Consider the following 24144-nt stretch of genomic DNA (forward strand, 5'->3'; position numbering starts at 1 on the left):
GCCGTCATGAGCGCAGGGCCGAGCACGAGGTGGGCGCGCTCAACGGCGCCGTGCCGAGCGCGCCGAGCACGAGACCGGTCACGGCCGGGTCCGTCGGCAGGTCGCCGTGCGCGGCGGTATCGGCGGGGCACACCTGTTGCAGCGCCACGTTCACCGCGCCGTCGAGCCGCGCCGACTCCGGCGGCGTCACGGTCCGGTCCAGGCTCGTCCACACCGAGAGCCACGGCAGCCCGGCCGGGATCGGCGGCAGCTCGCGAAGCAGGGCGCTGCCGGGGGTGAGCTGCCGGCACGCCGTGGGGCAGGCGCCCGGTGCGAGCACGCCACCGGCCGTGGCGAGCGTGGTGCCGTGCATCGGTGCGCCGAGCGTGATCACGCGCCGGGCCTGGTGCTCGCCGCCCTCGCGCGCGACCCACAGCCGCGCGACGACCCCGCCCGCCGAGTAGCCGATCACGTCCACCGAAGGGGCGCCGTCGGCGTACGCGCGTTCGACCGCCGCGGCCAGGACGTCGACCTGTTGCAGCAGGTCGCCGGTGCCGTCGCCGGCGAGGGTGAGCACCTCGGTGTCCCGGCCCGTGGCCTGGTGCACGCGGTCGGCCAGCTGCTGGAGCGCGCCGCGCCCGCCGCCGTAGCCGGGCACGAGCAGCACCGGTCCCGGCGTGTCCTGGGCCGGGCTCCCGTCGCGCGGCACGGCGGACGACCCGCCGGACAGCGACACCGCCGCGGTGACCGCACCGGCCACGACCACCAGGGCCACGCCCGCGGCGAGCAGGCGCCGCCGCGGGCTCAACCTCCGAAAACCCAGCGTTCGAAAACCCACCCCTCGCACACCCGGCCACCGCATGCCCCCATGATGAGCCAGCACGTGCGGGACCGCGGTGAGCTCAGTGGTCCGGCGTCACGATGCCGTACTCGTGGATCTTGCGGTAGATCGTCGCCCGCGAGATGCCGAGCAGCTGCGCCGCGCGCGGTTTGTTGCCGTGTGCTTCCTCGAGGCTGCGCACGATCGCGTCCCGCTCGATCGACTCCAGTCCCTTCAACGGCCGTTTCGCGATGGCCTGGTACTCGGCCGGCAGGTCGCTCGGCTGGATCGCACCGAGCCGCCGGTGCTGCGCCACCTTCTTGAGCACCTGGTAGAGCTGCTCGGTGTTCTCCGGCCAGTCGGCCCGCATCAGCAGGTGCAGTGCTGTCGGCGAGCACGACAGGCGGCTGCCACGCGAGAGCTTCGCCAGGAAGAACGGCACGAGCTCGGTCAGGTCGTCGATGTGGCGGCGCAGCGGCGGCACGGTCACGGTGCGCGGGAAGAACGCCAGCGGCTCGGCCAGATCCGGTGTCGTCTCGGCCTCGGGCGCCAGGGTGACCGCGACCCACGGCGCGTTGGCGCCGTAGGCGGTGCGGACCTCTTCGAGCAGCCCCGAGAACGCCTTGAGCGGCTCACCGCGCAACGCCTCCAGGTGCTGCACCACGAGCGTGTCCACGGGGTCGTCGATCAGGTCGCGCCGCAGGTCGCACAGCCAGCTCTCCTGCGCCGCGTCCCGCGCGTCGAGCGTGTGCAGCCGACCGGTCGGATTGCGCCGTTGGTGCACACCCTTGGCCAGGCTCAGCTTTCCGGTGCCCGGCTCACCCGCGAGCACGAGCCACTCGCCGCGGCTGTAGCCGGCGTCGACGTCGTGCGTGCAGCGCAGCCACGACGGAGCCGAACCGACCAGGCCGGGCAGGAACATCGGCAGCATCGGCACGGGCACGCCGCTCGCCTCCGCCTCCGACACGATCAGCTTCACCGACAGCACGCCGCCGACCACGTCGTCCTCGTGCTGGCCGGGCACGCGCCGGCAGTGCATCTTGACCTTGCCCCCGCCCGAAAGCGTGACGGTCGCGGTGTTGCGCCGGTACTCCGACAGCGCCTGCGCCGCGTGCCCGAGCAGGATCGACTGGTCGGCGGAGTTGAGCAGTTGGCGCGCGCTGTCGTTCATCATCACGATGTCGTCGTTGAACGCCATCACGATCCCGGTCGTGCGCCGGCAGGCCTGCAGGTAGGACTGGAAGAGGATCAGCTCGCGCAGGTTGCTGTGCGTGAGCAGCGCCTGCTGGATCTGCTCGGCCGTGCTGCGCGCGAGCGCGATCAACAGCCCGCCCGCGTCCTTGCGCCAGCACGTGAGGTCGATCGCGCCGATCATCTTCCCGGAGATCGGGTGGTGGATCGGCACACCCGCGCACGCGAGGTTCTCCAGGTGCTCGGCGTAGTGCTCGTGGCCGAACACGTGCGTCGGCTGGTCGTCCTCGAGCGCGGTACCGATGCCGTTGGTGCCCACGAACTTCTCGCCGTAGCTGAACCCGGGGACGAGTTCCACGCGCTCGAGGTGGCGGTGCAGGTCGGTGTCGCCGGTGCGCTGGCTCAGCACCGTGCCCGTCGGGTCGGCGAGGATCATGCTGATCGGCTGTCCGTCCAGCTGGTCGCCGAGCCGTTGCATGACAAGTTTCGCGCTGTGGATCAGGGGAGTGTCGAGGTTGACCTCGCCGAGGTAGGGCAGGTCGATGCGGTCCGCGGGCACGCGGAAGTGCCGGGACCGCCACCATGAAGCGAGGATCGCCTCGCGGACTTGGTCCGGCTCAACGGTTTCCGACGTGAGGAACCGGATCCGGGTCCTGGCCAGACCGTCTTCGTCCGGGAGGACCGAGGTCGGAGGGGGGCCAACTTGGCGGGCGGGTGGACTCTTCACCGCAGACTCGACCTCCTGTCGCTGCCACGCCGTTGTGTCGCGGACCGGGTCGTGCCCAGCTTAGGACACGTGTCCAGCGCAGGTCTCACGTTGAGACGCGCTCCTCGCGCGCGCGGGGTTCTCATGGGGAAGTCCGGACGAGCAGCTCAGGAGGACCCGAATGGATGAACAACCCGAGGAAACGTACAACCCGTGGACGGTTGTCGACCTGGTGTTCCGCCACCTCGTGGACATCGGGCTGCACCCGACGCTGGGCACCGGCGGTCCGCCCGGTGACCCGGCCGCGGATCTGCTGCGTGCGCTGGGGATCACCCCCACGGCCGAGGGTGACGTGCGGGTTCAGCACGAGAAGGAGTCGAAGCTGGCCGAGCTGAGGGCCGCGATGATGGAGGACCGCTGAAAAATCTCCGCGGCTTGTCTCGTATTGAGACTCGCGGTTCGGCGGGCCGCCCCCTTAATCGTGTTCGCAGGACTTGACGCCCCCGTCCGCACCGGGTGAACCGGGTACCGAGGTACGGGTAGGGCGAGCCAGCAGCAGCCGTCGTGGCGCGACGGGTAAGGAGAAACCATGAGCCGCCAGAGCGTGGCGAAAGCCCACCAGAAGATCCAGGAGCTGTCGTGGGAACCGGTGTACCACCAGCCGGTGTCGCACTACGGAACCGATTACACGTTCCAGAAGGCCAAGAAGAAGGACCCGCTCAAGCAGGTGCTCCGTTCCTACTTCCCCATGCAGGAGGAAAAGGACCACCGCGTTTACGGGGCCGAGGACGGCGCCATCCGGGGAAACATGTTCCGGCAGGTCCAGGAACGGTGGTTGGAGTGGCAGAAGCTGTTCCTGTCCATCATCCCGTTGCCGGAGATCTCGGCGGCGCGGGCGATGCCGCTGTTGTTCCGCACGGTGCCGAACCCGGAATTGCACAACGGCCAGGCGATTCAGATGATCGACGAGGTCCGCCACTCGACGATCCAGCAGAACCTGAAGCGCCTCTACATGAACAACTACATCGACCCGGCCGGCTTCAACTCGAGCCTGCGCAACTTCCAGTCGGACTACTGCGGCACGATCGGCCGGCAGTTCGCCGAAGGCTTCATCACCGGTGACGCCATCACCGCGGCGAGCATCTACCTCACGATCGTGGCCGAGACGGCGTTCACCAACACGCTGTTCGTCGCCATGCCCGCGGAGGCCGCGGCGAACGGCGACTACCTGCTGCCGACGGTGTTCCACTCCGTGCAGTCCGACGAGTCCCGCCACATCAGCAACGGCTACGCCACGCTGTTGATGGCACTTTCCGATGAAAGCAACCACCAGCTGCTCGAACGCGACCTGCGTTACGCGTGGTGGAACAACCACCGGGTGGTCGACGCGGCCATCGGCACCTTCATCGAGTACGGCACTAAGGACCGCCGCAAGGACCGGGAAAGCTACGCGGAGATGTGGCGCCGGTGGATCTACGACGACTACTACCGCAGCTATCTCGTCCCGCTCGAGAAGTACGGTCTGGTCATTCCGCACGACTTGATCGAAGAAGCGTGGAAGCAGATCTGGGACAAGGGCTACGTGCACGAGGTCGCGCAGTTCTTCGCCACCGGGTGGCTCGCCAACTACTGGCGCATCGACCCGATGACGGACGAGGACTTCGAGTGGTTCGAGTACAAGTACCCGGGCTGGTACGACAAGTACGGCAAGTGGTGGGAGAACTACAGCCGCCTGTCCGTGCCCAACGGGCACAACCCGATCGCGCTGGAAGACGTCGACTACGTCTACCCGCACCGGTGCTGGACCTGCATGGTCCCGTGCCTCGTGCGTGAGGACATGGTCATGGCGGAGGTCGACGGGCAGTGGCGCACGTACTGCCACGAAGCCTGCCGGTGGACCGACGTCGAGGCGTTCCGGCCCACGTACCAGGGTCGCGAGACCCCGAACATGGGCCAGCTCATCGGTTCCCGCGAGTGGGAGACGCTCTACCACGGCTGGAACTGGGCCGACGTGGTGTCCGACATGGGCTTCGTCCGCGACGACGGCAAGACCCTGGTCGCCCAGCCGCACCTCGACCTCGACCCGAAGAAGATGTGGACGCTGGACCACCTGCGCCGGTGCCCGCCGCTGCAGAGCCCGAACGTGCTGCTCAACGAGATGACCGCCGAGCAGCGGGCCGCGTTCCAGGACGACTACAACCGTCAGGGTCCGGCCGGACGTCCCGCAAGGGCCGCGTCCTGACCGGATGAGATGACCGGCCTCCGCCGGCGATCGGGTGCCGCCTTCACGGCGGCCCCGGTCGCCGACGGCGGCGCCCCGGGATGCGTGTGGAACTCCGGCGTTCAGGCAGGGAAGCGATGGGAAACAAGCACCACGTCCGCTTCGAACCGGTCGGCATCGAGATCGAGGTCGACGAGGACCAGAACATCCTGCGTGCGGCTGCCGAGCAGGGCGTCATGCTCATGCACGGGTGCAAGGAGGGGCAGTGCGCCTCCTGCAAGTCGTTCATCCTCGACGGCGACGACGTCGACCACGACCGGTATTCCACGTTCGCGTTGCCCGACTTCGAGAAGGAGGAGGGTTTCACCCTGCTCTGCCGGGCGCACGCGTACGAGGACCTGACGATCGAACTGCTCAACTACGACGAGGAGATGATCCACTCAGGACTGCCGATCCAGGAGGCGGTCGCGGAAGTGGTCTCGCTCGAGGAGATCACCCACGACCTCCGCCGGCTCGTCGTGAAACTCGTGGACGCCGACTCGTTCAAGTTCTTCCCCGGCCAGTACCTCGACTTCGCGGTACCGGGACACGAGGCCACCCGGTCGTTCTCGATGGCGAACACCCCGGGCCGGGACTCCGGCCTGTTGGAGTTCGTGATCAGGATCTACCCGGACGGGTTGTTCTCGCACCTGCTGGACACCGCGGTGTCGGTCGGGGACCGGCTCCACGTCCAGGGCCCGTTCGGGGTCTTCACCCTGCGGGACGCGCCCGAGCGGGATCTGGTGTTCCTCGGGGGCGGCGCCGGCATGGCGCCCATCCTCTCGTTGCTGCGGTCCATGGCCGAGCGCGGCATCGAGCGGAAGGCGACCTACTACTACGGCGCCCGCCGCAAGAGGGACCTGTGCTTCGAGGCCGAGCTCACGGCGTTGGAGGACAAGATCCCGGGGTTCCGGTTCGTGCCGGCGCTGTCTGAACCGGAAGACGGTGAAGCCTGGTCCGGCGAGACCGGTTTGATCACCGAGGTCGTGCGGCGGCTCGAGACGAACCTGGACCGGGCCGACGTCTACGTGTGCGGGCCGCCACCCATGGTGGAGGCGGCCCTGGAACTGCTGCCGGCGCTCGGCGTGCCGGAGAAGCGGATCTTCTACGACAAGTTCACCACCACCGGTGACGCGGACGAGACGTGATCGCGCCCGCGCCGCAGGAACACCGAGAAATCGGGGTATCGACGAGACCCGTGTCCGACGCGAAGGAAAGATACCGATGACATCGACGGCAGAACGCAGTGTGCCCAAGCCCGTCTTCACCGACGCCGAGGCGGGTGCCCGCGAGTTTCCCGACTCGGAGCTGCGGCATTACAACTACTTCACGCCGAAGAAGCGCAAGCAGAGCCACTACGAAGACGTCACCGTCGAGGTGCAGCCCGACCCGCGGCACTACCTGAGCCAGGGCTGGTTGTACGGCTTCGCCGACGGCAAGGGCGGTTACCCGCTCGAGTGGACCGCGCTCAAGGCGTGGGGCTCCGACCGCCCCGAGCCCGTGCGCAGCCCCGGATCCGGCGGCCAGGGCTACCCGTGGCCCGCCCACGGCTGGCACGAGTTCCGCGACCCCAACGAGGAGTGGGAGCTCACCCTCTACCGCTACAACGCCAACGTGGTGCGCCAGCTCAACCAGAACATCGAGGCGGCCCGCCAGTCGAAGGCGTTCGAGCAGTGGAACCCCAACTGGATCAGCTTCGTCTCGCAGCACGTGGGCGCGTGGATGCACGTGGACCACGGCCTCGGGCTGTACCTGTTCGCCAACGCCAACCGGCGCGCTCCCACCAACATGCACAACAACGCGATCTCCGTGAACAGCATGCACCGCATCCGCGCGGCGCAGGACCTCGCGCTGTACAACCTCACGCTGTCCGAGGAGATCGAGGGCTTCGACGGCACCGCGCACCTCACCACGTGGAACGAGGACCCCGCGTGGCAGGGCGTGCGGGACACTGCCGAGGCGCTCACGGAGATCTGGGACTGGTGTGAGGCGGTCTTCGCCGCGAACATCGTGTTCGAGCCGCTGGTGGGCGAGCTGTTCCGCAGCCGGCTCGTGCAGCAGGCGGCGCCGGCGAACGGCGACTTCGTGACCCCGACGCTGATCGGCGCCGAGGAGTTCGACTTCTCCGAACGCGACCTGCGCTACACCAAGGCGATGTTCGAGCTGTTGATCAACGACAGCGAGTTCGCCGACCACAACCGCGGTCTGATGGACAAGTGGCTGTCGGCGTGGGTGCCGAAGTGCCTTTCGGCGGCCCGGACCCTGCAGCCGCTGTGGTCGCAGCCCGACGCGAAGCCCATGCGGTTCGAAGACGGCCTCGACCGCGCCAAGAGCCGCTTCGGCGGCATCCTGTCCGAGCTGGGCCTGCAGGCACCGAAGGAGCTGAGCCAGTGACTGTCTTCAAAACCGCGGAAAGCCCGTTCAAGTCCGACAACACCGCGTCGAACATGTGCGGCTTCACCCTGATGAACAACCAGGTCGGCGCGATCATCGCCGAGGTCGTCGGCAAGCTCGAAAACGTCACCGTCACACCGCTGCCCTCGATGATCCGCGTGGACGCCAAGGGCCGCATGGACGTCGTGTACGCGGACGTCGACGACGCCGCGGGCGAAGAGGAGGGCTGGTTCGACTCGGCGGAGTTCGAGGAGAGCATGTCCACCCACTACGGGCGCATGGTCCACCTCGACGACCGCACGATCATGTTCGCCAACCCCGAGGAAGCGGCCGAGTACCTCGACTTCGACCTCGTGGCGCGCAAGTAGCACCAGCCGGAACAAAGCGGAGAAGCACCCGATTCAATCCGGGAGGAGCATCGTGTACGAAAAGGACGGCGAGAAGTACTTCGTGGTCGACGGGCACACCCACTTCTGGGATGCCAGCCCCGCCAACTGGGTTTCGGGGCAGGAGGAGTACGCCAAGGGTTGGATCGAGTGCTTCCACGCCTACCAGAGCCTCGGCCCGAAGGAGACCCACTGGCCGATCGAGAAGTTCCAGAAGTACGACGAAGAAACGATGATGTACGACCTGTTCGACGCGGGCCACGTCGACGTCGCCATCTTCCAGCCCACCAACCTGCGGCAGTGGTACCGCGAAGGGTTCAACACCACCGAGGCCAACGCCGCGCTCGCCGAGAAGTACCCGGGCCGGTTCGTGGTCAACACGAACTGGGACCCGCGTGACGGCGAGCCCGGGCTGAAGGCGCTGGAAGAACGCGTGAAGCGCTACGGCTGCACGGGCGCGAAGCTCTACACCGCCGAGTGGCACGGCGACTCGCGCGGCTGGAGTCTCAAAGACCCGGAGGCGGCGCGCTACCTGGAGAAGTGCCAGGAGCTCGGCGTGAAGAACATCCACGTCCACAAGGGACCGACGATCTGGCCCCTGGACAAGGACGCGTTCGACGTGCGGGACGTGGACTACGCGGCCACGAACTTCCCGGGGCTCAACTTCATCGTCGAGCACGTGGGCCTGCCGCGGATCGAGGACTTCTGCTTCATGGCCACGCAGGAGCCCAACGTCTACGCCGGCTTGTCGGTGGTCGTCGGCGGGCTCATGCACGCCCGGCCGCGGTTCTTCGCGAAGGTGATGGGAGAGCTGCTGTTCTGGGTCGGTGAGGACAAGATGATCTTCGGCGCCGACTACGCCATCTGGGAACCCAAGTGGCAGGTGGAAGGCTTCGTCGACTGGCAGATGCCCGACGGCGAGGAGTTCGCCGACTACCAGAAGCTCACGGTCGAGACCAAGAAGAAGATCCTCGGTCTCAACGCGGCCCGCCTGTACGGCCTCGACGTGCCCGAGGGGCTCGACCTCAAGGCACCCAAGACCGTCGAGGCGGTAGGGGTTCCGTCGCCGTGACGGCGCCCGGTTCCGCCGGCGTGCGCACCGACCAGACCGCCGCGGTCACCGCGGCGGTCTGGTCGGCGCTGGGGACCGTGCGCGACCCCGAGCTCGACCGGCCGCTCACCGACCTGGGTTTCGTGGCGAGCTCCACAGTGGACCCGGACGGCGAGGCGGTCGTCGAGCTGTGCCTGCCGACGTACTTCTGCGCGCCGAACTTCGCGTTCCTGATGGTGGCCGACTCCTACGACGCGGTGTCGGCCGTTCCCGGCGTGGCCCGCGCCGTGGTACGGCTGAAGGACCACTTCGCCGCCGACGTGATCAACCGCGGGGTGGCCGCGCGGGCCGGGTTCGTCGGGTCGTTCGGCGAGGAGGCGGCCGACGAGCTCGACAGCCTGCGGGCCGACTTCCTGCGCAAGGCCGTGCTCGCCGGCACCGACCGCGTGTGCCGGTCGATGGTCGCGGCCGGGATCGCGCGCGAGGACCTGGCGGGGCTCACGCTCGCCGACGCGCCGGCCACGCCGGACCGCGAACGGCTGCGCGAGCGCCGGCGTGAGCTGGGCCTGCCCGGCGCGGACGCCGATCCGCTCGTGCTGGACCCGGTCACGGGCGAGGCCGTGGCGGCGGCGGACGTGCCCCGGCACCTGGGGGTCGCGCGGCTCACGCGCGTGAGCCAGGACGCCAACTCGGGGGTGTGCCGCGGGATGCTGCGCGCCCGTTACCCGGAGGCCACCGACAATCCCGATACGGAGGAGACGCCATGAAGGCGGTCCGGTTGCACGCGTACCACCAGCAGCCCGTGATCGAGCAGGTGCCGGAGCCCAAGGCGACCGGGCCGCTCGACGTGGTGGTGAAGATCGGCGGGGCCGGCGTGTGCCGCACGGACCTGCACATCATCGAGGAGCAGTGGGCCGCGAAGTCCGGCGTCGCGCTGCCTTACACGATCGGGCACGAGAACGCGGGCTGGGTGCACGAGATCGGCTCGGCGGTCACCAACGTGGCCGTCGGTGACACCGTGATCCTGCACCCGACGCCCACGTGCGGGCTGTGCCACGCCTGCCGCGCCGGCAACGACATGCACTGCGAGAACAACGCCTTCCCCGGCATCGACACCGACGGCGGGATGGCCGAGTACCTGCTCACCTCGGCTCGGGCGTGCATCAAGCTCGACCCGGACACCCGCCCGGAGGACGTCGCGGCGCTGGCCGACGCCGGCATCACCGCCTACCACGCCGTGCGCAAGGCGGTGCCGCTGCTGCCGCCGGGCACGGTGTGCGTCGTCAACGGCGCGGGCGGGCTCGGGCACATCGGCATCCAGTCGCTGCGGGCGCTGACCGCGACGACGGTGGTGGTCGTGGACCGCAACGTCGAGGCGCTCAAGCTCGCCGCGGAGCTCGGGGCCGACCACACCGTGGTCGCCGACGGCACCCACGTCGACGCGGTCCTCGACCTCACCGGCGGCCACGGTGCCGAGGTGGTGCTGGACTTCGTCGCCGAGCAGGGTGCGCAGCAGGAGGCGTTCGCCATGACCCGGCGCGCCGGGTCGCACTTCGTGATCGGGTACGGCAGCAACATCGACGTCCCGACCATCGACATCATCTCCACGGAACGCAACATCGTGGGCAACCTGGTGGGCACCTACAACGACCTCGTGGAGCTGATGGTGCTCGCGCAGGCGGGCAAGGTCACCTTGCACACCAGGCAGTACCCGCTCGACGCGGCACTCGACGCGCTGGCCGATCTCGACGCCGGCCGCGTGCGGGGCCGCGCCATCCTCGTCCCCTAGCCACCCGGTCCCACACACAGGAGGAGCAGCATGGCCAAGGAACTTCGCTTCGGCTCGGAAGCCCGCGACCTGCTGGTGGCGGGGGTGGACAAACTCGCGGAGGCCGTGAAGTCGACACTGGGCCCCAAGGGCCGCAACGTGATCATCGAGAAGATCACCGGTTCGCCCGTGGTCACCAACGACGGCGTGACCATCGCGCGCGAGGTCCACCTGCGCAACCAGTTCGAGAACATGGGCGCGCAGCTGGTGAAGGAAGCCGCGATCAAGACCAACGACGTCGTGGGCGACGGCACCACCACCGCCACCGTGATCGCGCAGGCGATCGTGAGCGAGGGCATGGCGGCGATCGCTCAGGGCGGCAACCCCGTGCTCGTCAAGCGCGGGATCGACGCGGCGGTGGGCCGGCTCGTCGAGCACCTGGAGACCATGGCCCACCCGGTGAAGTCCGAAGAGGACTACCAGCGGGTGGCCGCGATCTCCGCGAACGACGACGGCGCGGTCGGCGCGGTGATCGCCAAGGCGCTGCACACGGTGGGGGAGACCGGCGTCGTCACGATCGAGGAGTCGCCGCGCATCGGCATGTCGGTGGAGTTCGTGGAGGGCTTCGAGTTCGACAACGGGTACCTCTCGCCGTACCTCGTCACGGATCCCGGGCGCCTGGAAGCGGTGCTCGACGACCCGTACATCCTCATGTGCAGCGAGAAGATCAGCAACGTGCAGCAGCTGATGCCGGTGCTGGACAAGGTGATGCGCAATCCGCGCCCGCTCGTGCTGATCGCGGAGAACGTGGAGGGCACGGCGCTGTCGATGCTCGTGCACAACCACGTGAACCGCACGTTCCAGGCCGTGGCGATCCGCGCGCCCGGCTTCGGCGACCGGCGCCTGCACAAGCTCGAGGACCTCGCGGCCGTGGTCGGCGGGGCCGTGCTGTCGCGGCACGCGGGCTTCACGCTGGAGACGATGAAGCTCGAGCACCTCGGCCGCGCGAAGCAGGTGCGGGTCACCGAGAACGCGACGCAGATCGTCGGCGGCGCGGGGTCGGCCGAAGCGATCGAGTTCCGGGTGAACCAGCTTCGCGCCGAGCGCGACCGCGCGCAGTTCGGCGTGGATGAGGACGTGCTGACCGAGCGGATCGGGGCCCTGACCGGCAAGGTTGCGGTGATCCGCGTCGGCGCCGCGACACCGGCCGAGCTGAAGGAGCTGCAGCACCGCGTGGAGGACGCGCTCTCGGCCACCCGCGCCGCGATCGCGGAGGGCGTGGTCGCCGGCGGCGGCGCGACCCTGCTGCACGCGGAGAAGGTGCTGGAGGGCCTCGACCTCGAAGGCGACTACGCCATCGGCGCCGACATCGTGCGGCGCGCGCTGAGCGCACCGGCGATGCTGATCGCCAGCAACGCCGGGTACGGGGCCGAGGAGATCGTGGCGCAGACCCGGAAACTCGGGGACGACGAAGGGTTCGACGCACTGGTGGGCCGCTTCGGCGACCTGGTCGAGCTCGGGATCATCGACCCGCTGCGGGTGTGCCGTTCGGCGTTGCAGAACGGCGCGTCGGTGGCCGGGTTGCTGCTCACCACGAACTCGCTGATCGCCGAGGAGCAGACCCCGTGGGGCGGCAGCGCGGCGTTGATGACGGAATTCGGACCGCTGGACGAGGGCCTGCACCAGCCCTCGCCCGACGCGAGCACTCCGCAGTCGCTCGGGATGGGGCCGTCGGTCGGCTGATCCGGGTCCGACTCGGCCCCCGCGCGCCTCACCCCCGTACGGGCGCGCGGGGGCCTTCCCGTTTCGCGGGGTTGGTGGTGCCGCGCACGGCCGCGATCGCTCCGGTGAGCGAGAACCGGCCAGGCCCGGTGAAGGCGAGGACCAGCAGCGTCCAGCAGAACAGCGCGGCCTGTTCACCGCCGTTGCGGATCGGCAGCACGTCGTTGGGCGCGTGCACGGTGAAGTAGGCGAACGCCATCGACCCCGACCCGAGCAACGCGGCCGCCCGCGTGCCGATGCCCAGGCACACACACGTCCCCGCGACGAGCTGGATCAGCGCCGCCCACCACCCCGGCCAGGTCCCGACCGGCGCCGGTTCGTGGGCGCCGAGCAGCCCGAAGAGCGTTTTGACCCCGTGACAGGCGAAGAGAAACCCCACCACGATCCGGAAAATCCCGATCGCGTGCTCACGGATCGCGTCCAGCCGGCGCATGGTACCTCCACAAAGGACGGTGCCGGGGCGCGGCCGGGCCACGCCCCGGTCGGCTGCCGTAATGGTCCAGACCTCTCGGTGCGTGTGACCAGGTATACCGGCTGTGACGACGGGGCGGTACCTGCGAAAGTGGGGCCTGCCGGGTTGGGCAGCCCGGACTAGGCCGGTGTCACGTCGATCAGGATCTTGCCCGTCGCGCCGTTCTCCGAGGCTTCGTGCGCCTGCGCGGTCTCGGCCAGGGGGTAGCGGTGGACGGGCAGGCCGCGGTCCTCGCCCAGGCGCAGGGCACCGTCGAGCAGGGCGGTGGTGACGTCGGCCGCGGCGGCGCGCAGGCGGTCCAGACCGACGGTGTAGAGGACCAGGAACTGGTAGCGCGAGTTGAGCCACAGGTTGCGCCCGAACTCGAGGGTGATCGTGCCGGTGCCGCGGTCGTCGCCATACACCGCGACGGTGCCGCGGGTGCGCAGGACGTCGGCGTGCAGCCCGGCGTTCACCCCGGCGGCGACCTCGACGATCAGGTCGACGCCGTCGGGGGCGATCGCGCGGATCTCGGCGGCGACGTCGGCCGAGGTGTAGAGCACGACGTGGTGTGCGCCGGCCGCGCGGGCGAGATCGGCCTTCGCCGGGGTGCTCACGGTCGTGATCACCGTGGCGCCGGCCCAGCGGGCGAGCTGGGTGGTGGCGTTGCCGACGGCTCCGGCGCCGCCCGTGACCAGCACGGTGCGGCCGGCCAGGGCACCCGGCGAGAGGCGGGTGGGGCCGTCCTCGGCGACCGTCAGGGCACGGTGGGCCGTGAGCGCGGGGATGGCGAACGCGGCGGCCGCGTCGAAGCCGACGGCGTCGGGCAGGTGCACCAGCCGCGAGGCGGGCAGCACGGTGTACTCCTGCGCCGTGCCCGACCCGGGGGAGTGGGCGGCCGCCAGCAGCACCCACACGCGGTCACCCGCGGCGAAGTCCGTGACGTCCGGCCCGACGGCGTCGACGACTCCCGCGCCGTCCTGGTTGGGCACGGCCGCACCCTCCGGCGAGCCGGGGCCGCGCCGGGACTTCCAGTCCGTGGGGTTCACCGCCGACACGACGATCCGCACGCGCACCTCGCCGGCGCCCGGGGAAGGGACGTCCCGCTCGGTCAGCGACAACACTTCGGGTCCGCCGTGGCGGGTGTAGCTGACTGCTCTCATGTCTCGTGCAAGGCACCGCCGCGCGCCCCTATTCCACACCCCGTGGGGTTTACCCCACACCGGTGACCACGCGGTTCTGGTGACTGCTCGATGGCTCCGCGGCGCCCGGCGCGTCAGGCTGGACGCACGAACCCCAGACACGGAAACCCAGCCGCAGAAACCCAATCCGCAGAAACCCAGCCGAAGGAGAAGCCCGTGGCCGCGAACGAAAAGCCGGACGTGATCCTCGAAGCGGCGGCTCAGGAGCTGGCCGAAGCCACGGCGAACCCGCCGTTCCTCTACGAGATCGGTACCGAGGCTGCCCGCAAGGTGCTCGACGACCTGCAGTCCGGCGACGTGACCAAACCCGCCGTCGACGACGAGTGGATCACGGTGGCCGCCGACGTCGGTGACGTGCCGGTGCGGATCGTGAAACCCGCGGGCACCACGGGCACGCTGCCGGTGGTCCTCTACGTGCACGGCGGCGGCTGGATCCTCGGCAACGCCGGCACCCACGACCGGCTCGTGCGCGAGCTCGCGACCGGCGTCGGCGCCGCGGTGGTGTTCGTCGAGTACACCCGCTCGCCGGAGGCGCGCTACCCCGTGGCGATCGAGCAGGCCTACGCCACCGCGCAGTGGGTCGGCCGTGAGGGCGCGGCCAAGGGGCTCGACGCCTCGCGCATGGCCGTCGCGGGCGACTCCGTGGGCGGGAACATGACCGCCGCGCTCGCGCTGATGGCCAAGGAACGCGGCGACGTCACCTTCGTGCAGCACTCGATGTACTACCCGGTCACCGACGCGGGCATGGACACCACGTCCTACCACCTGTTCGCCCACGGCCCGTTCCTCACCGCGAAGGCGATGGAATGGTTCTGGGACGCCTACCTGCCCGACGTCGCCGAGCGCAAGCGGATCACCGCGTCACCGCTGCAGGCGAGCCTCGAACAGCTCGCCGGGCTGCCGCCGGCCTTCCTGATCGTGGACGAGTACGACGTGCTCCGCGACGAAGGCGAGGCGTACGCGGCGAAGCTGCGTCAGGCGGGCGTGGCCGTGACGACGGTGCGCTACGACGGCATCCTCCACGACTTCATGATGCTCGACCCGGTCCGGGACACGCACGCGGCGAAGGCCGCCACTGCGCAAGCGATCGCGGTCCTTCGAGGGGCCCTGCACTGACAGGGCGTGCCGCCGCCCCCCTCCCCGCACACGGGCGGCACCCGCGGGCCGGCCATCCCCCCGTCATGGCCGGCCCGCGGCTCGCGGGATTTCCGGACGGCTTCCCGGGTACGGTGGGTGGGACCGTCCGGAGGCTGCCATGGACTCTCCCCGTGAGGACCTGGAGCTGATCCTGCACACCGTCCCGCAACCGGTCTGGGTGATCGACCACGACGGCGCGATCGTGTTCGCCAACCCCGCGGCCGTTTCCGTGCTCGGCTACGACGACCTGGCCGAGCTGCTCGGCCGGCCCAGCCACCAGACCGTGCACCACCACTACCCGGACGGTTCGCCGTTCCCGGCGTCGGAGTGCCCGATGCTGCGGTCGCGCCAAGCCGGGGAAACCGTGCACAGCGACGAGGACTGGTTCTTCCGCCGCGACGGCTCGCGGTTCCCGATCGCCTGGTGGTCGGCGCCACTGGACCTGCCCGGCGGCCGCGGCGCCGTGCTCGCGTTCGAGGACACCACTTCACGCCGCGAAGCCGAGCAGGCGGTACGCGAGCGCGACGCGGCGCGGATCCGCACCGCGGAGTCGCGCGCCACCGGCCGGCGCATCGTCGAGAGCGCGACTGCGGCGCGGCGCCAGCTGGCCCGCGACCTGCACGACGGCGCCCAGCAACGGCTCGTCGCCCTGCTCATCGACCTGCAGCTCGCCCGTGAAGAGCTGGCCGTGGCGCCGGACCGGGTGCCCGCGCTGCTCGAAGAGGCGGTGCAGCACACGCACGCGGCCATCACCGAGCTGCGCGAGCTCGCCGCCGGGATCCACCCGGCCGTGCTGACCTCGCGCGGGCTCCGGTTCGCCGTCGAGTCCCTCGCCGCGCGGGCGGCCCTGCCGGTGACGGTGACCGGGCAGGTCGACGTCGACCTGCCCGAAGGGGTCGAGGCGTGCGCGTACTTCTTCGCCGCCGAGGCCCTCACGAACGCGGTCAAGCACTCCCGCGCGTCGCGGGTCACGGTCACCGTGGCGGCGAGCGGGCCGCGGCTGGAGGTCGAGGTGCGCGACGACGGTGTCGGCGGCGCCGTCGCGGGCGGCACCGGTTCCGGCCTCGCCGGGCTGGCCGACCGCGTCGACGCCCTCGACGGCCGGTTCACCCTGTCCTCGCCGGCCGGCGGCGGCACGACGCTGCGGGCCGAATTCCCCCTGTGAGCACCGAACTGTGGGGACACCCCCATGGCGGGGAAGCAGGTGGCCCGGGGACGCTGAACCCCATGCCGCCCACCGCGCTGATCGTCGACGACGACGCCGGCTTCCGCCGCGCGGCCGGGCGGCTGCTTGCCGCGCGCGGCTTCGCCGTGGTCGCCGAAGCCGCCGACGCGGCGCACGCCCTCGCCGCCGTGCGCACCCACCACCCGGACTGCGTCCTGCTCGACGTCCACCTCCCCGACGGCGACGGCCTCGCGCTCGCGCGCACCCTCGCCGCCCTGGCCGGCCCGCGGCCGCGCATCCTGGTGACGTCCACCGACCTCCCGGTCTTCGCCACGCCCGACCTCGACCTGGCAGAGCCGGGCGTGGTGGGCTTCGCGGCGAAGGACCGCCTGGCGACGGTGGACCTGTGGGTGCTGTTCGGCTTCCGGCCGGGTTGACGCTCGCCGGGCCTCGCCCCACACCGGACCCGCGAGGGCGTCAGCTGTCGAGGTACCGCAGCACCGCCAGCACCCGCCGGTGCCGGCTGCTCGCCGACTGGTGCAGGCCCAGCTTGCTGAAGATGCCCGTCACGTGGCGTTCCACGGCGGGCACGGTCACCACGAGCTTCTCGGCGATGCCCACGTTGGAATGCCCCTCGGCCATCAGCGCGAGCACCTCGCGTTCGCGCGGGGTCAGGTCGTCGAGCGGGCTGCCGGCGCGTTTGCGCCCGACGAGGCGGGAGATCACGTCCGGGTCCAGTGCCGTGCCGCCCTCGGCCACGCGGCGGACGGCGTCGACCAGGATCGCCGGGTCGGCCACCTTCTCCTTGAGCAGGTACCCGACGCCTTCCGCGCGGTCGCCGACGAGTTCGAAGGCGTAGCGGTTCTCCAGGAACTGCGACAGCACGATCACCCCGACGCCCGGCTCGGTCGCGCGGATCTCCAGCGCCGCGCGCAGCCCGTCGTCGGTCAGGTCAGGGGGCATGCGGATGTCGGTGAGCACCACGTCGGGCTGGTGCGTCCGGGCCTGGCGCAGCAGGTCGGCGGCGTCCGCGGCCACGCCGACGACCTCGAACCCGGCGCGTTCGAGCACGCGGACGACCCCCTCCCGCACCAGGGCCTGGTCCTCGCCGACGACCACCCGGATCCGCTCCGCCATCGGGCTCACGCTACCGGCGCGTGTCCGCCCGGGCGCGTTCGTCGGCCCCGCGAGCCGGGCCCGGGCGCGGTGCGTACCGGGCCGGTGACCGGCTGCCGCGCTACCGGATCGACACCGCGCACCCCCTTGAGTTCTGGCTAACGACGAGTTACCGTCCGCCTAACCAGTATTCACCTCCCGCAAAGAAGCAGGTGGCCCATGTCCGAAGTGGCGACCAACGCCCCGGCCGGCGTGGCCGGGTCCGCCTACACCCGAAGAGAGCGTGGTCTGATCATCGCGGCCGCGGTCAGCGGCTGGGGGATGGAGTACTTCGATCTCGTGATCCTGTCGCTGGTGGCTGGCGACGTCGGGAAGACGTTCGGCGTCTCCACGGCCGCCGTGGGCGCGGTGTTCACCGCGCAGCTTGCCGCCACGGCCATCGGTGGCATCCTGTTCGGCCCGCTGGCCGACCGGTTCGGCCGCCGCCGCGTGCTCACCTGGACGATCTGGGTGTTCGCGATCGGGACGGGGCTCGGCGCGCTCGCGCCGAACTTCGGTTTGTTCGTGGTGTGCCGGATGATCGCCGGGATCGGCATCGGCGGCGAGTGGGCCATCGGCTTCGCGCTGCTCAACGAGGCGTGGTCGCCCAAGCGCCGCGGTCTCGCGGGCGGCATGGTGCAGGCCGCGATCTGGCCCGCGTACGCGATCGGCATCTTCGTCGCCGGCGCCGTGCCCAACTGGCGCTGGGCGTTCGCCATCGGTGCGCTGCCGGCGCTGGCCGCGGTCGCGATCCGGCTCGCCTGCCCGGAGTCGAAGCAGTGGCTGGAGCTGCAGCGGGCCAAGGCCGAAGGCCGCGACGCCGGCACCGCCGTCGCGCGCGAGTCCGCGACCGCCGGGCTCGCGATGCTGTTCAAGAAGAACGCGCTGAAGATGGTCGTGCTCGGCACCGTCGTGGTGTTCGGGGCGCAGTACTCCTACTACGTCTACTCGTCCTGGATGCCGACCTTCCTCAAGGCCGGCCTGCACCTGGGGGCGGGACCGACGCAGACGGTGCTCTACGTCAGCGCCGCCATCTCGCTCGTCTCCTACATCGCGGCCGGCGCGCTCGGCGACCGGTGGGGCCGGCGCAAGGCGCTGCTCGCGTTCGCCTCGGTGCAGTTGGTCGCGTTCATCGCCTTCGCCGTGCTGATCGCCACCGGGGCCGCGACCGGGGCGGTGATCGCGATGTACTTCGTGATCTCGTTCGGGCTGGGCTACTTCGCGGTGTTCGGCACGTGGTTCGGCGAGCTGTTCGCCACCCCGATCCGGGCCACCGGCTCGAGCTTCTGCTACTCGGTGGGCCGCGGCATCGCCAGCTTCGGCCCGGGCATCGTCGGCCTGCTCGCCGCCCGTTACGGCCTGGGCGGCGGTATCTCGACGGGCCTGTTCGCCGTGGCGTTGATGATGATCACCGCGCTGTTCCTGGCCGACCGTTCGGGCCGGGCCATCACAGCCGCGGAATGAGGAAGGAGACCGACTTGCAGCACCTCTGGAGGGACCACGTCGACGAGCGCCTCGCGCTCGAGGCCCGCGAGTTCACCCGCGAGCACGTGGCCCCGGTCGCGGACGCCCTCGACCGCGACGACCGCTACCCGCTCGACCTCGTGCGGCTCACCGCCGAGCGCGGCTGGAACTCGATGACGCTCGACCCCCGCTACGGCGGCGAGGGCCGGCCGATGACGGAACTGCTCGCCGTGCTCGAGGAGCTTTCGGTCGCCAGCGCGATCCTGGGTATTTCGCTGATCACGATCTTCCAGAGCCAGCGCTGCATCGAGCTCTACGGCGAGGAGTCGCTCAAGGAGCGCTTCCTGCCGCGTTACGCCGGCGGGCTGCCCGCGTCGTTCGCGCTCACCGAGGAGGGCCACGGCAGCGACATCCGCACCCTCGACACGAAGGCGCAGCGCACCGACAAGGGCTGGGTCCTCAACGGCGAGAAGGCCTTCATCACCTCGGGCGCGGCCGCCGAGCTGTTCGTGGTGCTCGCGGAGACCGACACCGGCGTCTCGACGTTCGCCGTCACCAAGGACACCCCGGGTGTGTCGAGCTACCAGGGCCACGAGGCCGAGACGTTCGGGCTGCGCAACGGCCCCCACGTGAACCTGGTGCTCGAAGACGTCGAGGTTCCCGCCGACCACCTGATCGGCACCGAGGGCCGCGGCCTCAAGCAGGTGATGGTCACCCTCGCGAACTCGCGCACGCTCGCCGCCGGCATCAGCCTCGGCATCGCGCGCGCGGCGTTCGAGGGCGCGCTGCAGTACGTGGACCAGCGCTCCGCGTTCGGCACGAAGGTGATCGACTTCCAGGGCATCCAGTGGTACTTCGCCGAGCTGGCCGCGCAGATCGACGCCACGCGGCTGCTCACCTACGAGGCCGCGCGCGACCTCGACGCGGGCCGCGACATCGCGCGCTCGTCCTCGTCGGCGAAGCTGCTGGCGGCCTCGCTCGCCACGAAGGTCGCCTCCACGGCCGTGCAGGTGTGTGGCGCTCACGGCACGCGCGAGACGCAGCCGTTCGGCCGGTACCTGCGCGACGCGAAGGCCTACGAGGTGGCCGGCGGGTCGGCCGAGGTGCTCAAGAACACCGTTGCGAAGAGCCTGGTGAAGGCCGTCAGGGTGGAGGATCGCTAGATGTTCGCGGTAACGCTCAGGGACCGGTGCGAGGCCAGTGGCGAAGCACCGTTCCTGCTGCAGGACGACAAGGTCATCACCTGGGCCGGCCTGCTCGACGTCGTCACCCGCACCGCGACGCTGCTGCAGAGCAACGGCGTCCGGGCCGGTGACCGCGTGCTGCTCGCCTGCGGCAACACGCCGACGTTCCCCTACCTGTGGTTCGCGCTGCGCTGGCTCGGCGCAACCTGCGTGCCGCTGCACAACCAGGCGACCGGGGCGCACATCCGCCAGGTCGTGGCCGACGCGGGCATCGAGTTCGCGGTCGGCGACACCCCGAGCATCGCGCGCCTGGTCGCCGACGCGGGCTTCGACCCCGGCCACACGCTGGGGTTCGCCACGGCCGGGGACCTCGAGCAGGCCGTCGGCGGGCTCGCGCCGCACCCGATGCACGAGGCGGGCCTCGACGCCGAGAGCAGCCTGCTCTACACCTCGGGCACCACCGGCCCGCCGAAGGGCGCTGTGCTGTCCGACGGCGCGTTCCTCGCCGGCGGGCGTGAGCTCGCGGACGCGATCGGCATCCGGGCCGACGACCGGATCATGGTGGCGCTGCCGCTGTTCCACACCAACCCGCAGGTGTACGCGGTGATGACCGCCATCGCCACGGGCTGTTCCCTGGCGCTGCTGGAGAAGTTCGAGCCGGCGCGCTTCCTGGAGCAGGCGATCCGGTACGAGGCCACGGGATTCACCTACGTCGGCACGATGCTGGCGATGCTCGTGCGCAAGCTGCCCGAGCACATCCCGCCGCACAAGCTGCGGTTCTGCACCGGCGGCGGCGCACCGATGGGCCTGTGGACCACGATCGAGGACCACGTCGGTGTCGACGTGCACGAGCTCTACGGCATGACCGAGACCGGCGGCTGGGTCACGGCCGGTCGCGCCGGACAGCGTCGGCGGGGCACTTGCGGTACCGTCCGGCCCGACATGGAGCTGGCGATCCTCGACGCGGACGACCACCCCGTGCCGGTCGGGCAGCCCGGTCAGATCTGCGTGCGCCCGCGTGAGGCGTTCGTGCTCTTCGACGGCTACCACGGCAAAGCCGAGCTGACGCTGCAGAAGTTCCGCAACCTGTGGTTCCACACCGGCGACCTGGGCGCGGTCGACGACGAGGGCTACCTCGTGTTCCACGGGCGGGCCGACGACATGATCCGCCGTGCCGGCGAAAACGTGCGGCCGGGCGACGTCGAGGCGGCGATCGCCGAGCATCCCGGGGTGGACGAGGTGGCCGTGGTCGGGGTGCCCGACGAGGTCGTGGGCCAGGAGGTGCGCGCCGTGATCGTGCCGCGAGGCGAGTTCGATCCGCTTGCGCTGCCGGCGTTCCTGGAGGGGAAGCTGCCGAAGTTCGCGTGGCCGCGTTACATTTCCGTGCGGTCGGCGCTGCCCAAGACCGCGACGCAGAAGGTGCGTTCGGCTCTGTTGCGCACGCATGAAAACGATGACGTCGACCTTCGGGGAGCCCGTTCATGACCGAACCTGTGTTGTTCGAGGTGACCGATGGGGTCGCCGTGCTCACCCTCAACGCGCCGCACAAGCGCAACGCGATCGACGGGGCGCTGGCCGGGGCGTTGGTGGAGGCGTGTGAGCGGATCGACGCGGATCTCGAAATCGGCGCGGCGGTGATCCAGGGCTCGGGTGGGTATTTCTGCTCGGGTGGGGATCGGGATGAGCTCGCGGCGATTTCCGGGGCGCCGGCGTCGGATGAGGGAATTCGGGCGACGCAACGGATTTATGACGCGTTCCTGCGTTTCGGTGCAGTGAAGGTGCCGACGGTCGCTGCTGTGCGTGGTGGGGCCGTGGGGGCGGGGATGAATCTCGCCCTGGCCGCTGATGTGCGGGTGGTGGCCGAGGATGCTCGGCTTGCGTCGGGGTTCACGCGTCTGGGTGTGCATCCGGGTGGGGGGCACTACACGTTGCTGACGCGGGTGGTGACGCCTGAGGCGGCGACTGTGCTCGGGGTACTGGGTGAGACGGTGAGCGGTGTTCGGGCGGTTGAGCTCGGGTTGGCGTATGAGGCTCGGGCTGATGGTGAGGTCGAGTCGCGGGCTCTTGAGCTGGCTGCTCGGGGCGGGGTCGATCCGGCGCTGACGCGGGCGGCGATTCGGAGTTTGCGGGCTGAGGTGGGGCCGCCGGGGTTGAGTTGGCAGGCGGCGGTGCCGTTGGAGCAGAGTGCGCAGCTGTGGTCGTTTGCTCGGAAGGGGACCGAGCGGTGGAAAGGGTCGGAGAGGGCTAGCGATTGAGGCTGTGCCATCCCGGGACGGCTCGTCGCGCTGGCGCGCGACGTTGCCGGGTCCGGGTGTGGGAGCGCACCCCGATCTTTGAGTGTCACCACGGTCTGGACCACGTGTCAAGGCGGGAAAGAGTACCTTGACACGTGGTCCAGACCGCGGAGAAGGCGGGGATCGAGGTGCTGGGCGGGGGTCTGGGTGGACTCGCGTTTGTGAGGCCAGTTGCGGTGGTTCGTGGGGGTTCGGTTGCGTAGGTTTTGGGGTTCGGCTCGGTGGGTCAGTTCGCAGGGCTGGTGAGTGTTGGCGGTGAGGGGGCGATGGTCCGCTCGGGGGTGTTCCGGTGCTGCGGCGAACCGGTGCAGGTGGGTCGGTTCGCGCTCCTGGTGAGTGTTGGCGCCGAGCGGGCGATGGTCCGCGCGGCGCGCTCTGGTACTGCCGCGAACTGGTACGGGTGGGTTAGCTGCTGAGGCTCCTGAGTGCTGGCAGCGCTGGGCCGACCGTCCGCGCGGAGCGTTCTGGTACTGCGGCAACCCGGTGCGGGCGGGGTCAGTCACCGACGCTGGTGAGTGCCGACAAAGCCAGGCCGACCGTCCACTCGGGACGCTCCGGCACGGCCGCGAAGCGGCGGGAGCGGGCGACGGCGTCGATGAGTTCCATGACTGCCAGGCTGGCGGTTTCGGCGACCGCCTCCTCCACGCCGGGGTTTGCGGCGAGGACTGCGGACACCCAGTAGTCCAGGTAGCGCTTGCGGTCGCGGCGGACGGTCTCGCCGAGGTCGTCCGGGACATGGTGTTCTTCGGTCATCCACACCGCGATCAGGTCGCTCTTCGCGAGTGCCGTGCGTACGTGGGTGGTCACCAGCAGCTCGAGGCGTTCGGCCGGGGTGCCGTCCGAGGTCATGGCCAGGGCGCCGCCCCAGCAGAGTTCGTCGGCGATTTCCGCGACGACGGCGGTGAGGACGGCGGCCTTGCTGGGGAAGTGGCTGTAGATCGACGGTCCGGCGATGCCGACGCCCGCAGCGATGTCGTCGATGCCCACGGCGTGGTAGCCGCGTTCGCGGAACAGTCTGGCCGCTTCGTCGAGGATGGCGCGGCCGCGGGTGTTCTCGGCCGCGGCGGGGGATTCCCGGTCCACCACGCGGATTTCGGGCAGGGACCGCGGCGCCGGGGGAGCGAGCAAGGTGGCCAGCAGCACCGTTTCCAGGGTGGCCGCGTGCGCGGACAAGCGCCGCCGGGGCAGGGCGGGCACGGAGTTGAGCAGGCCGAGCGCGGCGCGGATGCGGAACTCGGCCTGGCTCGGGCTCAGGTCCGGCCGCGCGTCGACCAGCACGCGCAGCCACAGCCCCACGCCCTCGACGCGCACGGCCACCAGCTCTTCGCGCACCTCACTCGTGAGGTAGTGGGCTTCCTGGTGCCACAGGCGCACCACGTCGGGGCGTTCGAGCACGACGCCGACCACCGACGTCGCCAGCCGCCGCAGGACTTCGTCGGTGTCGCCGCCCTGGGCGAGCGCGAGCACCTCGCGGTTGCGCCAGGTGAGGACCATTTCGCGGATCGGCTCGGCGAGCAGCGCGCGCTTGTCGGGGAAGTGCTTGTACACCGCGCCGGCCGTGATGCCGACCTGCTCGGCGATGTCGGCCACGGAAACCCCGCCGTAGCCCCGCTCGCGGAACAGCCGCGCGGCGGCCTCGAGCAGCCCGGCCCGGCGGTTGGGCCGCGCGGACGGCGACGACTGCCGCTTCGTCCCGCGAACTTCCGCCCGGCTCACTCGTTCTCCTCGTCGCGTCGTCGCCCAGTTCCCTCCAGG

General features: G+C 70.4%; 22 protein-coding genes. 16 read left to right on the top strand and 6 right to left on the bottom strand.

The features are described from left to right. Positions 1–4 precede the first annotated feature (4 nt). Together ACWEOE_RS25565 and ACWEOE_RS25570 are read right to left on the bottom strand one after the other, a co-directional pair. The gene (locus ACWEOE_RS25565) at positions 5–787 is read right to left on the bottom strand and encodes an esterase/lipase family protein (protein WP_452013195.1); all 783 of its coding nucleotides are present in this window, start codon (positions 785–787) and stop codon (positions 5–7) included. Between the two features lie 94 nt (positions 788–881). After that, complete coding sequence (locus ACWEOE_RS25570; protein ID WP_452013197.1) at positions 882–2717, bottom strand: sigma-54-dependent Fis family transcriptional regulator; 1836 nt, start codon at positions 2715–2717, stop codon at positions 882–884. A gap of 160 nt (positions 2718–2877) precedes the next feature. Here ACWEOE_RS25570 and ACWEOE_RS25575 point away from each other — a divergent pair, with 160 nt between their 5' ends. The 9 genes from ACWEOE_RS25575 to groL all read left to right on the top strand — a co-directional run bounded on the left by ACWEOE_RS25575 (position 2878) and on the right by groL (position 12298). After that, positions 2878–3117, top strand: a complete 240-nt coding sequence (locus ACWEOE_RS25575; protein ID WP_452013199.1) for a hypothetical protein — start codon at positions 2878–2880, stop codon at positions 3115–3117. A 168-nt stretch (positions 3118–3285) separates the two neighbouring features. Beyond that, positions 3286–4938, top strand: coding sequence for a methane monooxygenase (locus ACWEOE_RS25580; RefSeq protein WP_452013202.1), 1653 nt, complete (start codon positions 3286–3288; stop codon positions 4936–4938). Between the two features lie 116 nt (positions 4939–5054). Then, the gene (locus tag ACWEOE_RS25585) at positions 5055–6104 is read left to right on the top strand and encodes an FAD-binding oxidoreductase (RefSeq protein ID WP_452013205.1); all 1050 of its coding nucleotides are present in this window, start codon (positions 5055–5057) and stop codon (positions 6102–6104) included. 76 nt (positions 6105–6180) lie between these two features. After that, positions 6181–7350, top strand: coding sequence for a toluene hydroxylase (locus ACWEOE_RS25590; RefSeq protein WP_452013207.1), 1170 nt, complete (start codon positions 6181–6183; stop codon positions 7348–7350). Then, complete coding sequence (gene mimD / locus ACWEOE_RS25595) at positions 7347–7718, top strand: propane 2-monooxygenase effector subunit MimD (protein WP_452013209.1); 372 nt, start codon at positions 7347–7349, stop codon at positions 7716–7718. Before ACWEOE_RS25590 ends, mimD begins: the two co-directional genes overlap by 4 nt. A gap of 52 nt (positions 7719–7770) precedes the next feature. Continuing rightward, positions 7771–8808 (top strand): amidohydrolase family protein, encoded by a 1038-nt coding sequence (locus ACWEOE_RS25600; RefSeq protein ID WP_452013211.1) that lies wholly within the window; start codon positions 7771–7773, stop codon positions 8806–8808. Continuing rightward, the gene (locus ACWEOE_RS25605) at positions 8805–9554 is read left to right on the top strand and encodes an iron-sulfur cluster assembly protein (protein ID WP_452013214.1); all 750 of its coding nucleotides are present in this window, start codon (positions 8805–8807) and stop codon (positions 9552–9554) included. Before ACWEOE_RS25600 ends, ACWEOE_RS25605 begins: the two co-directional genes overlap by 4 nt. Further along, the gene (locus ACWEOE_RS25610; protein WP_452013217.1) at positions 9551–10576 is read left to right on the top strand and encodes an NAD(P)-dependent alcohol dehydrogenase; all 1026 of its coding nucleotides are present in this window, start codon (positions 9551–9553) and stop codon (positions 10574–10576) included. The genes ACWEOE_RS25605 and ACWEOE_RS25610 overlap by 4 nt, the downstream gene beginning before the upstream one ends. 30 nt (positions 10577–10606) lie before the next feature. After that, positions 10607–12298, top strand: a complete 1692-nt coding sequence (groL, locus tag ACWEOE_RS25615) for a chaperonin GroEL (protein WP_452013219.1) — start codon at positions 10607–10609, stop codon at positions 12296–12298. Between the two features lie 28 nt (positions 12299–12326). Here the strand turns inward: groL and ACWEOE_RS25620 are convergent, their stop codons facing one another. Both ACWEOE_RS25620 and ACWEOE_RS25625 read right to left on the bottom strand, forming a co-directional pair. Continuing rightward, on the bottom strand, positions 12327–12770 hold the full coding sequence (locus ACWEOE_RS25620) for a DoxX family protein (RefSeq protein ID WP_452013221.1): 444 nt from the start codon (positions 12768–12770) through the stop codon (positions 12327–12329). A 158-nt stretch (positions 12771–12928) separates the two neighbouring features. Continuing rightward, positions 12929–13951, bottom strand: coding sequence for an NADPH:quinone reductase (locus ACWEOE_RS25625; protein ID WP_452013224.1), 1023 nt, complete (start codon positions 13949–13951; stop codon positions 12929–12931). A gap of 195 nt (positions 13952–14146) precedes the next feature. On the opposite strand from ACWEOE_RS25625, the gene ACWEOE_RS25630 reads away from it, so the two are divergent. The 3 genes from ACWEOE_RS25630 to ACWEOE_RS25640 all read left to right on the top strand — a co-directional run bounded on the left by ACWEOE_RS25630 (position 14147) and on the right by ACWEOE_RS25640 (position 16729). Further along, positions 14147–15106, top strand: coding sequence for an alpha/beta hydrolase (locus tag ACWEOE_RS25630; protein ID WP_452013228.1), 960 nt, complete (start codon positions 14147–14149; stop codon positions 15104–15106). A 139-nt stretch (positions 15107–15245) separates the two neighbouring features. Next, a complete protein-coding gene (locus ACWEOE_RS25635) occupies positions 15246–16292 on the top strand; it encodes a PAS domain-containing protein (protein ID WP_452013231.1) in 1047 nt (348 codons plus the stop codon). 62 nt (positions 16293–16354) lie between these two features. Then, a complete protein-coding gene (locus tag ACWEOE_RS25640) occupies positions 16355–16729 on the top strand; it encodes a response regulator (protein ID WP_452013234.1) in 375 nt (124 codons plus the stop codon). Positions 16730–16769: 40 nt separating this feature from the next. Here the strand turns inward: ACWEOE_RS25640 and ACWEOE_RS25645 are convergent, their stop codons facing one another. Then, positions 16770–17417 (bottom strand): response regulator transcription factor, encoded by a 648-nt coding sequence (locus tag ACWEOE_RS25645; RefSeq protein WP_452013476.1) that lies wholly within the window; start codon positions 17415–17417, stop codon positions 16770–16772. Between the two features lie 210 nt (positions 17418–17627). Here ACWEOE_RS25645 and ACWEOE_RS25650 point away from each other — a divergent pair, with 210 nt between their 5' ends. From ACWEOE_RS25650 to ACWEOE_RS25665, 4 genes are read left to right on the top strand one after another with little or no spacing between them, the layout of a single operon-like run. Beyond that, on the top strand, positions 17628–18911 hold the full coding sequence (locus ACWEOE_RS25650; protein ID WP_452013236.1) for an MFS transporter: 1284 nt from the start codon (positions 17628–17630) through the stop codon (positions 18909–18911). A 14-nt stretch (positions 18912–18925) separates the two neighbouring features. After that, positions 18926–20074, top strand: coding sequence for an acyl-CoA dehydrogenase family protein (locus ACWEOE_RS25655; protein ID WP_452013238.1), 1149 nt, complete (start codon positions 18926–18928; stop codon positions 20072–20074). Then, complete coding sequence (locus ACWEOE_RS25660; protein WP_452013240.1) at positions 20075–21580, top strand: class I adenylate-forming enzyme family protein; 1506 nt, start codon at positions 20075–20077, stop codon at positions 21578–21580. Continuing rightward, positions 21577–22350: an enoyl-CoA hydratase/isomerase family protein gene (locus ACWEOE_RS25665; RefSeq protein WP_452013242.1), complete on the top strand. Its 774-nt coding sequence runs from the start codon at positions 21577–21579 to the stop codon at positions 22348–22350. The genes ACWEOE_RS25660 and ACWEOE_RS25665 overlap by 4 nt, the downstream gene beginning before the upstream one ends. A gap of 534 nt (positions 22351–22884) precedes the next feature. On the opposite strand, the gene ACWEOE_RS25670 is transcribed toward ACWEOE_RS25665, so the two are convergent. Continuing rightward, positions 22885–24105, bottom strand: a complete 1221-nt coding sequence (locus ACWEOE_RS25670) for a TetR/AcrR family transcriptional regulator (protein WP_452013245.1) — start codon at positions 24103–24105, stop codon at positions 22885–22887. Positions 24106–24144: the final 39 nt, after the last annotated feature.

This window comes from Amycolatopsis sp. NPDC004368 (assembly GCF_053602515.1).

Excerpts from the sequence above, each read along its gene's own strand:
- ACWEOE_RS25575 (WP_452013199.1), top strand. The coding sequence starts at position 2,878 with ATGGATGAACAACCCGAGGAAACGTACAACCCGTGGACGGTTGTCGAC.
- ACWEOE_RS25580 (WP_452013202.1), top strand. The coding sequence starts at position 3,286 with ATGAGCCGCCAGAGCGTGGCGAAAGCCCACCAGAAGATCCAGGAGCTG.
- ACWEOE_RS25585 (WP_452013205.1), top strand. The coding sequence starts at position 5,055 with ATGGGAAACAAGCACCACGTCCGCTTCGAACCGGTCGGCATCGAGATC.
- ACWEOE_RS25590 (WP_452013207.1), top strand. The coding sequence starts at position 6,181 with ATGACATCGACGGCAGAACGCAGTGTGCCCAAGCCCGTCTTCACCGAC.
- ACWEOE_RS25610 (WP_452013217.1), top strand. The coding sequence starts at position 9,551 with ATGAAGGCGGTCCGGTTGCACGCGTACCACCAGCAGCCCGTGATCGAG.
- groL (WP_452013219.1), top strand. The coding sequence starts at position 10,607 with ATGGCCAAGGAACTTCGCTTCGGCTCGGAAGCCCGCGACCTGCTGGTG.
- ACWEOE_RS25620 (WP_452013221.1), bottom strand. The coding sequence starts at position 12,770 with ATGCGCCGGCTGGACGCGATCCGTGAGCACGCGATCGGGATTTTCCGG.
- ACWEOE_RS25625 (WP_452013224.1), bottom strand. The coding sequence starts at position 13,951 with ATGAGAGCAGTCAGCTACACCCGCCACGGCGGACCCGAAGTGTTGTCG.
- ACWEOE_RS25635 (WP_452013231.1), top strand. The coding sequence starts at position 15,246 with ATGGACTCTCCCCGTGAGGACCTGGAGCTGATCCTGCACACCGTCCCG.
- ACWEOE_RS25640 (WP_452013234.1), top strand. The coding sequence starts at position 16,355 with ATGCCGCCCACCGCGCTGATCGTCGACGACGACGCCGGCTTCCGCCGC.
- ACWEOE_RS25650 (WP_452013236.1), top strand. The coding sequence starts at position 17,628 with ATGTCCGAAGTGGCGACCAACGCCCCGGCCGGCGTGGCCGGGTCCGCC.
- ACWEOE_RS25660 (WP_452013240.1), top strand. The coding sequence starts at position 20,075 with ATGTTCGCGGTAACGCTCAGGGACCGGTGCGAGGCCAGTGGCGAAGCA.
- ACWEOE_RS25665 (WP_452013242.1), top strand. The coding sequence starts at position 21,577 with ATGACCGAACCTGTGTTGTTCGAGGTGACCGATGGGGTCGCCGTGCTC.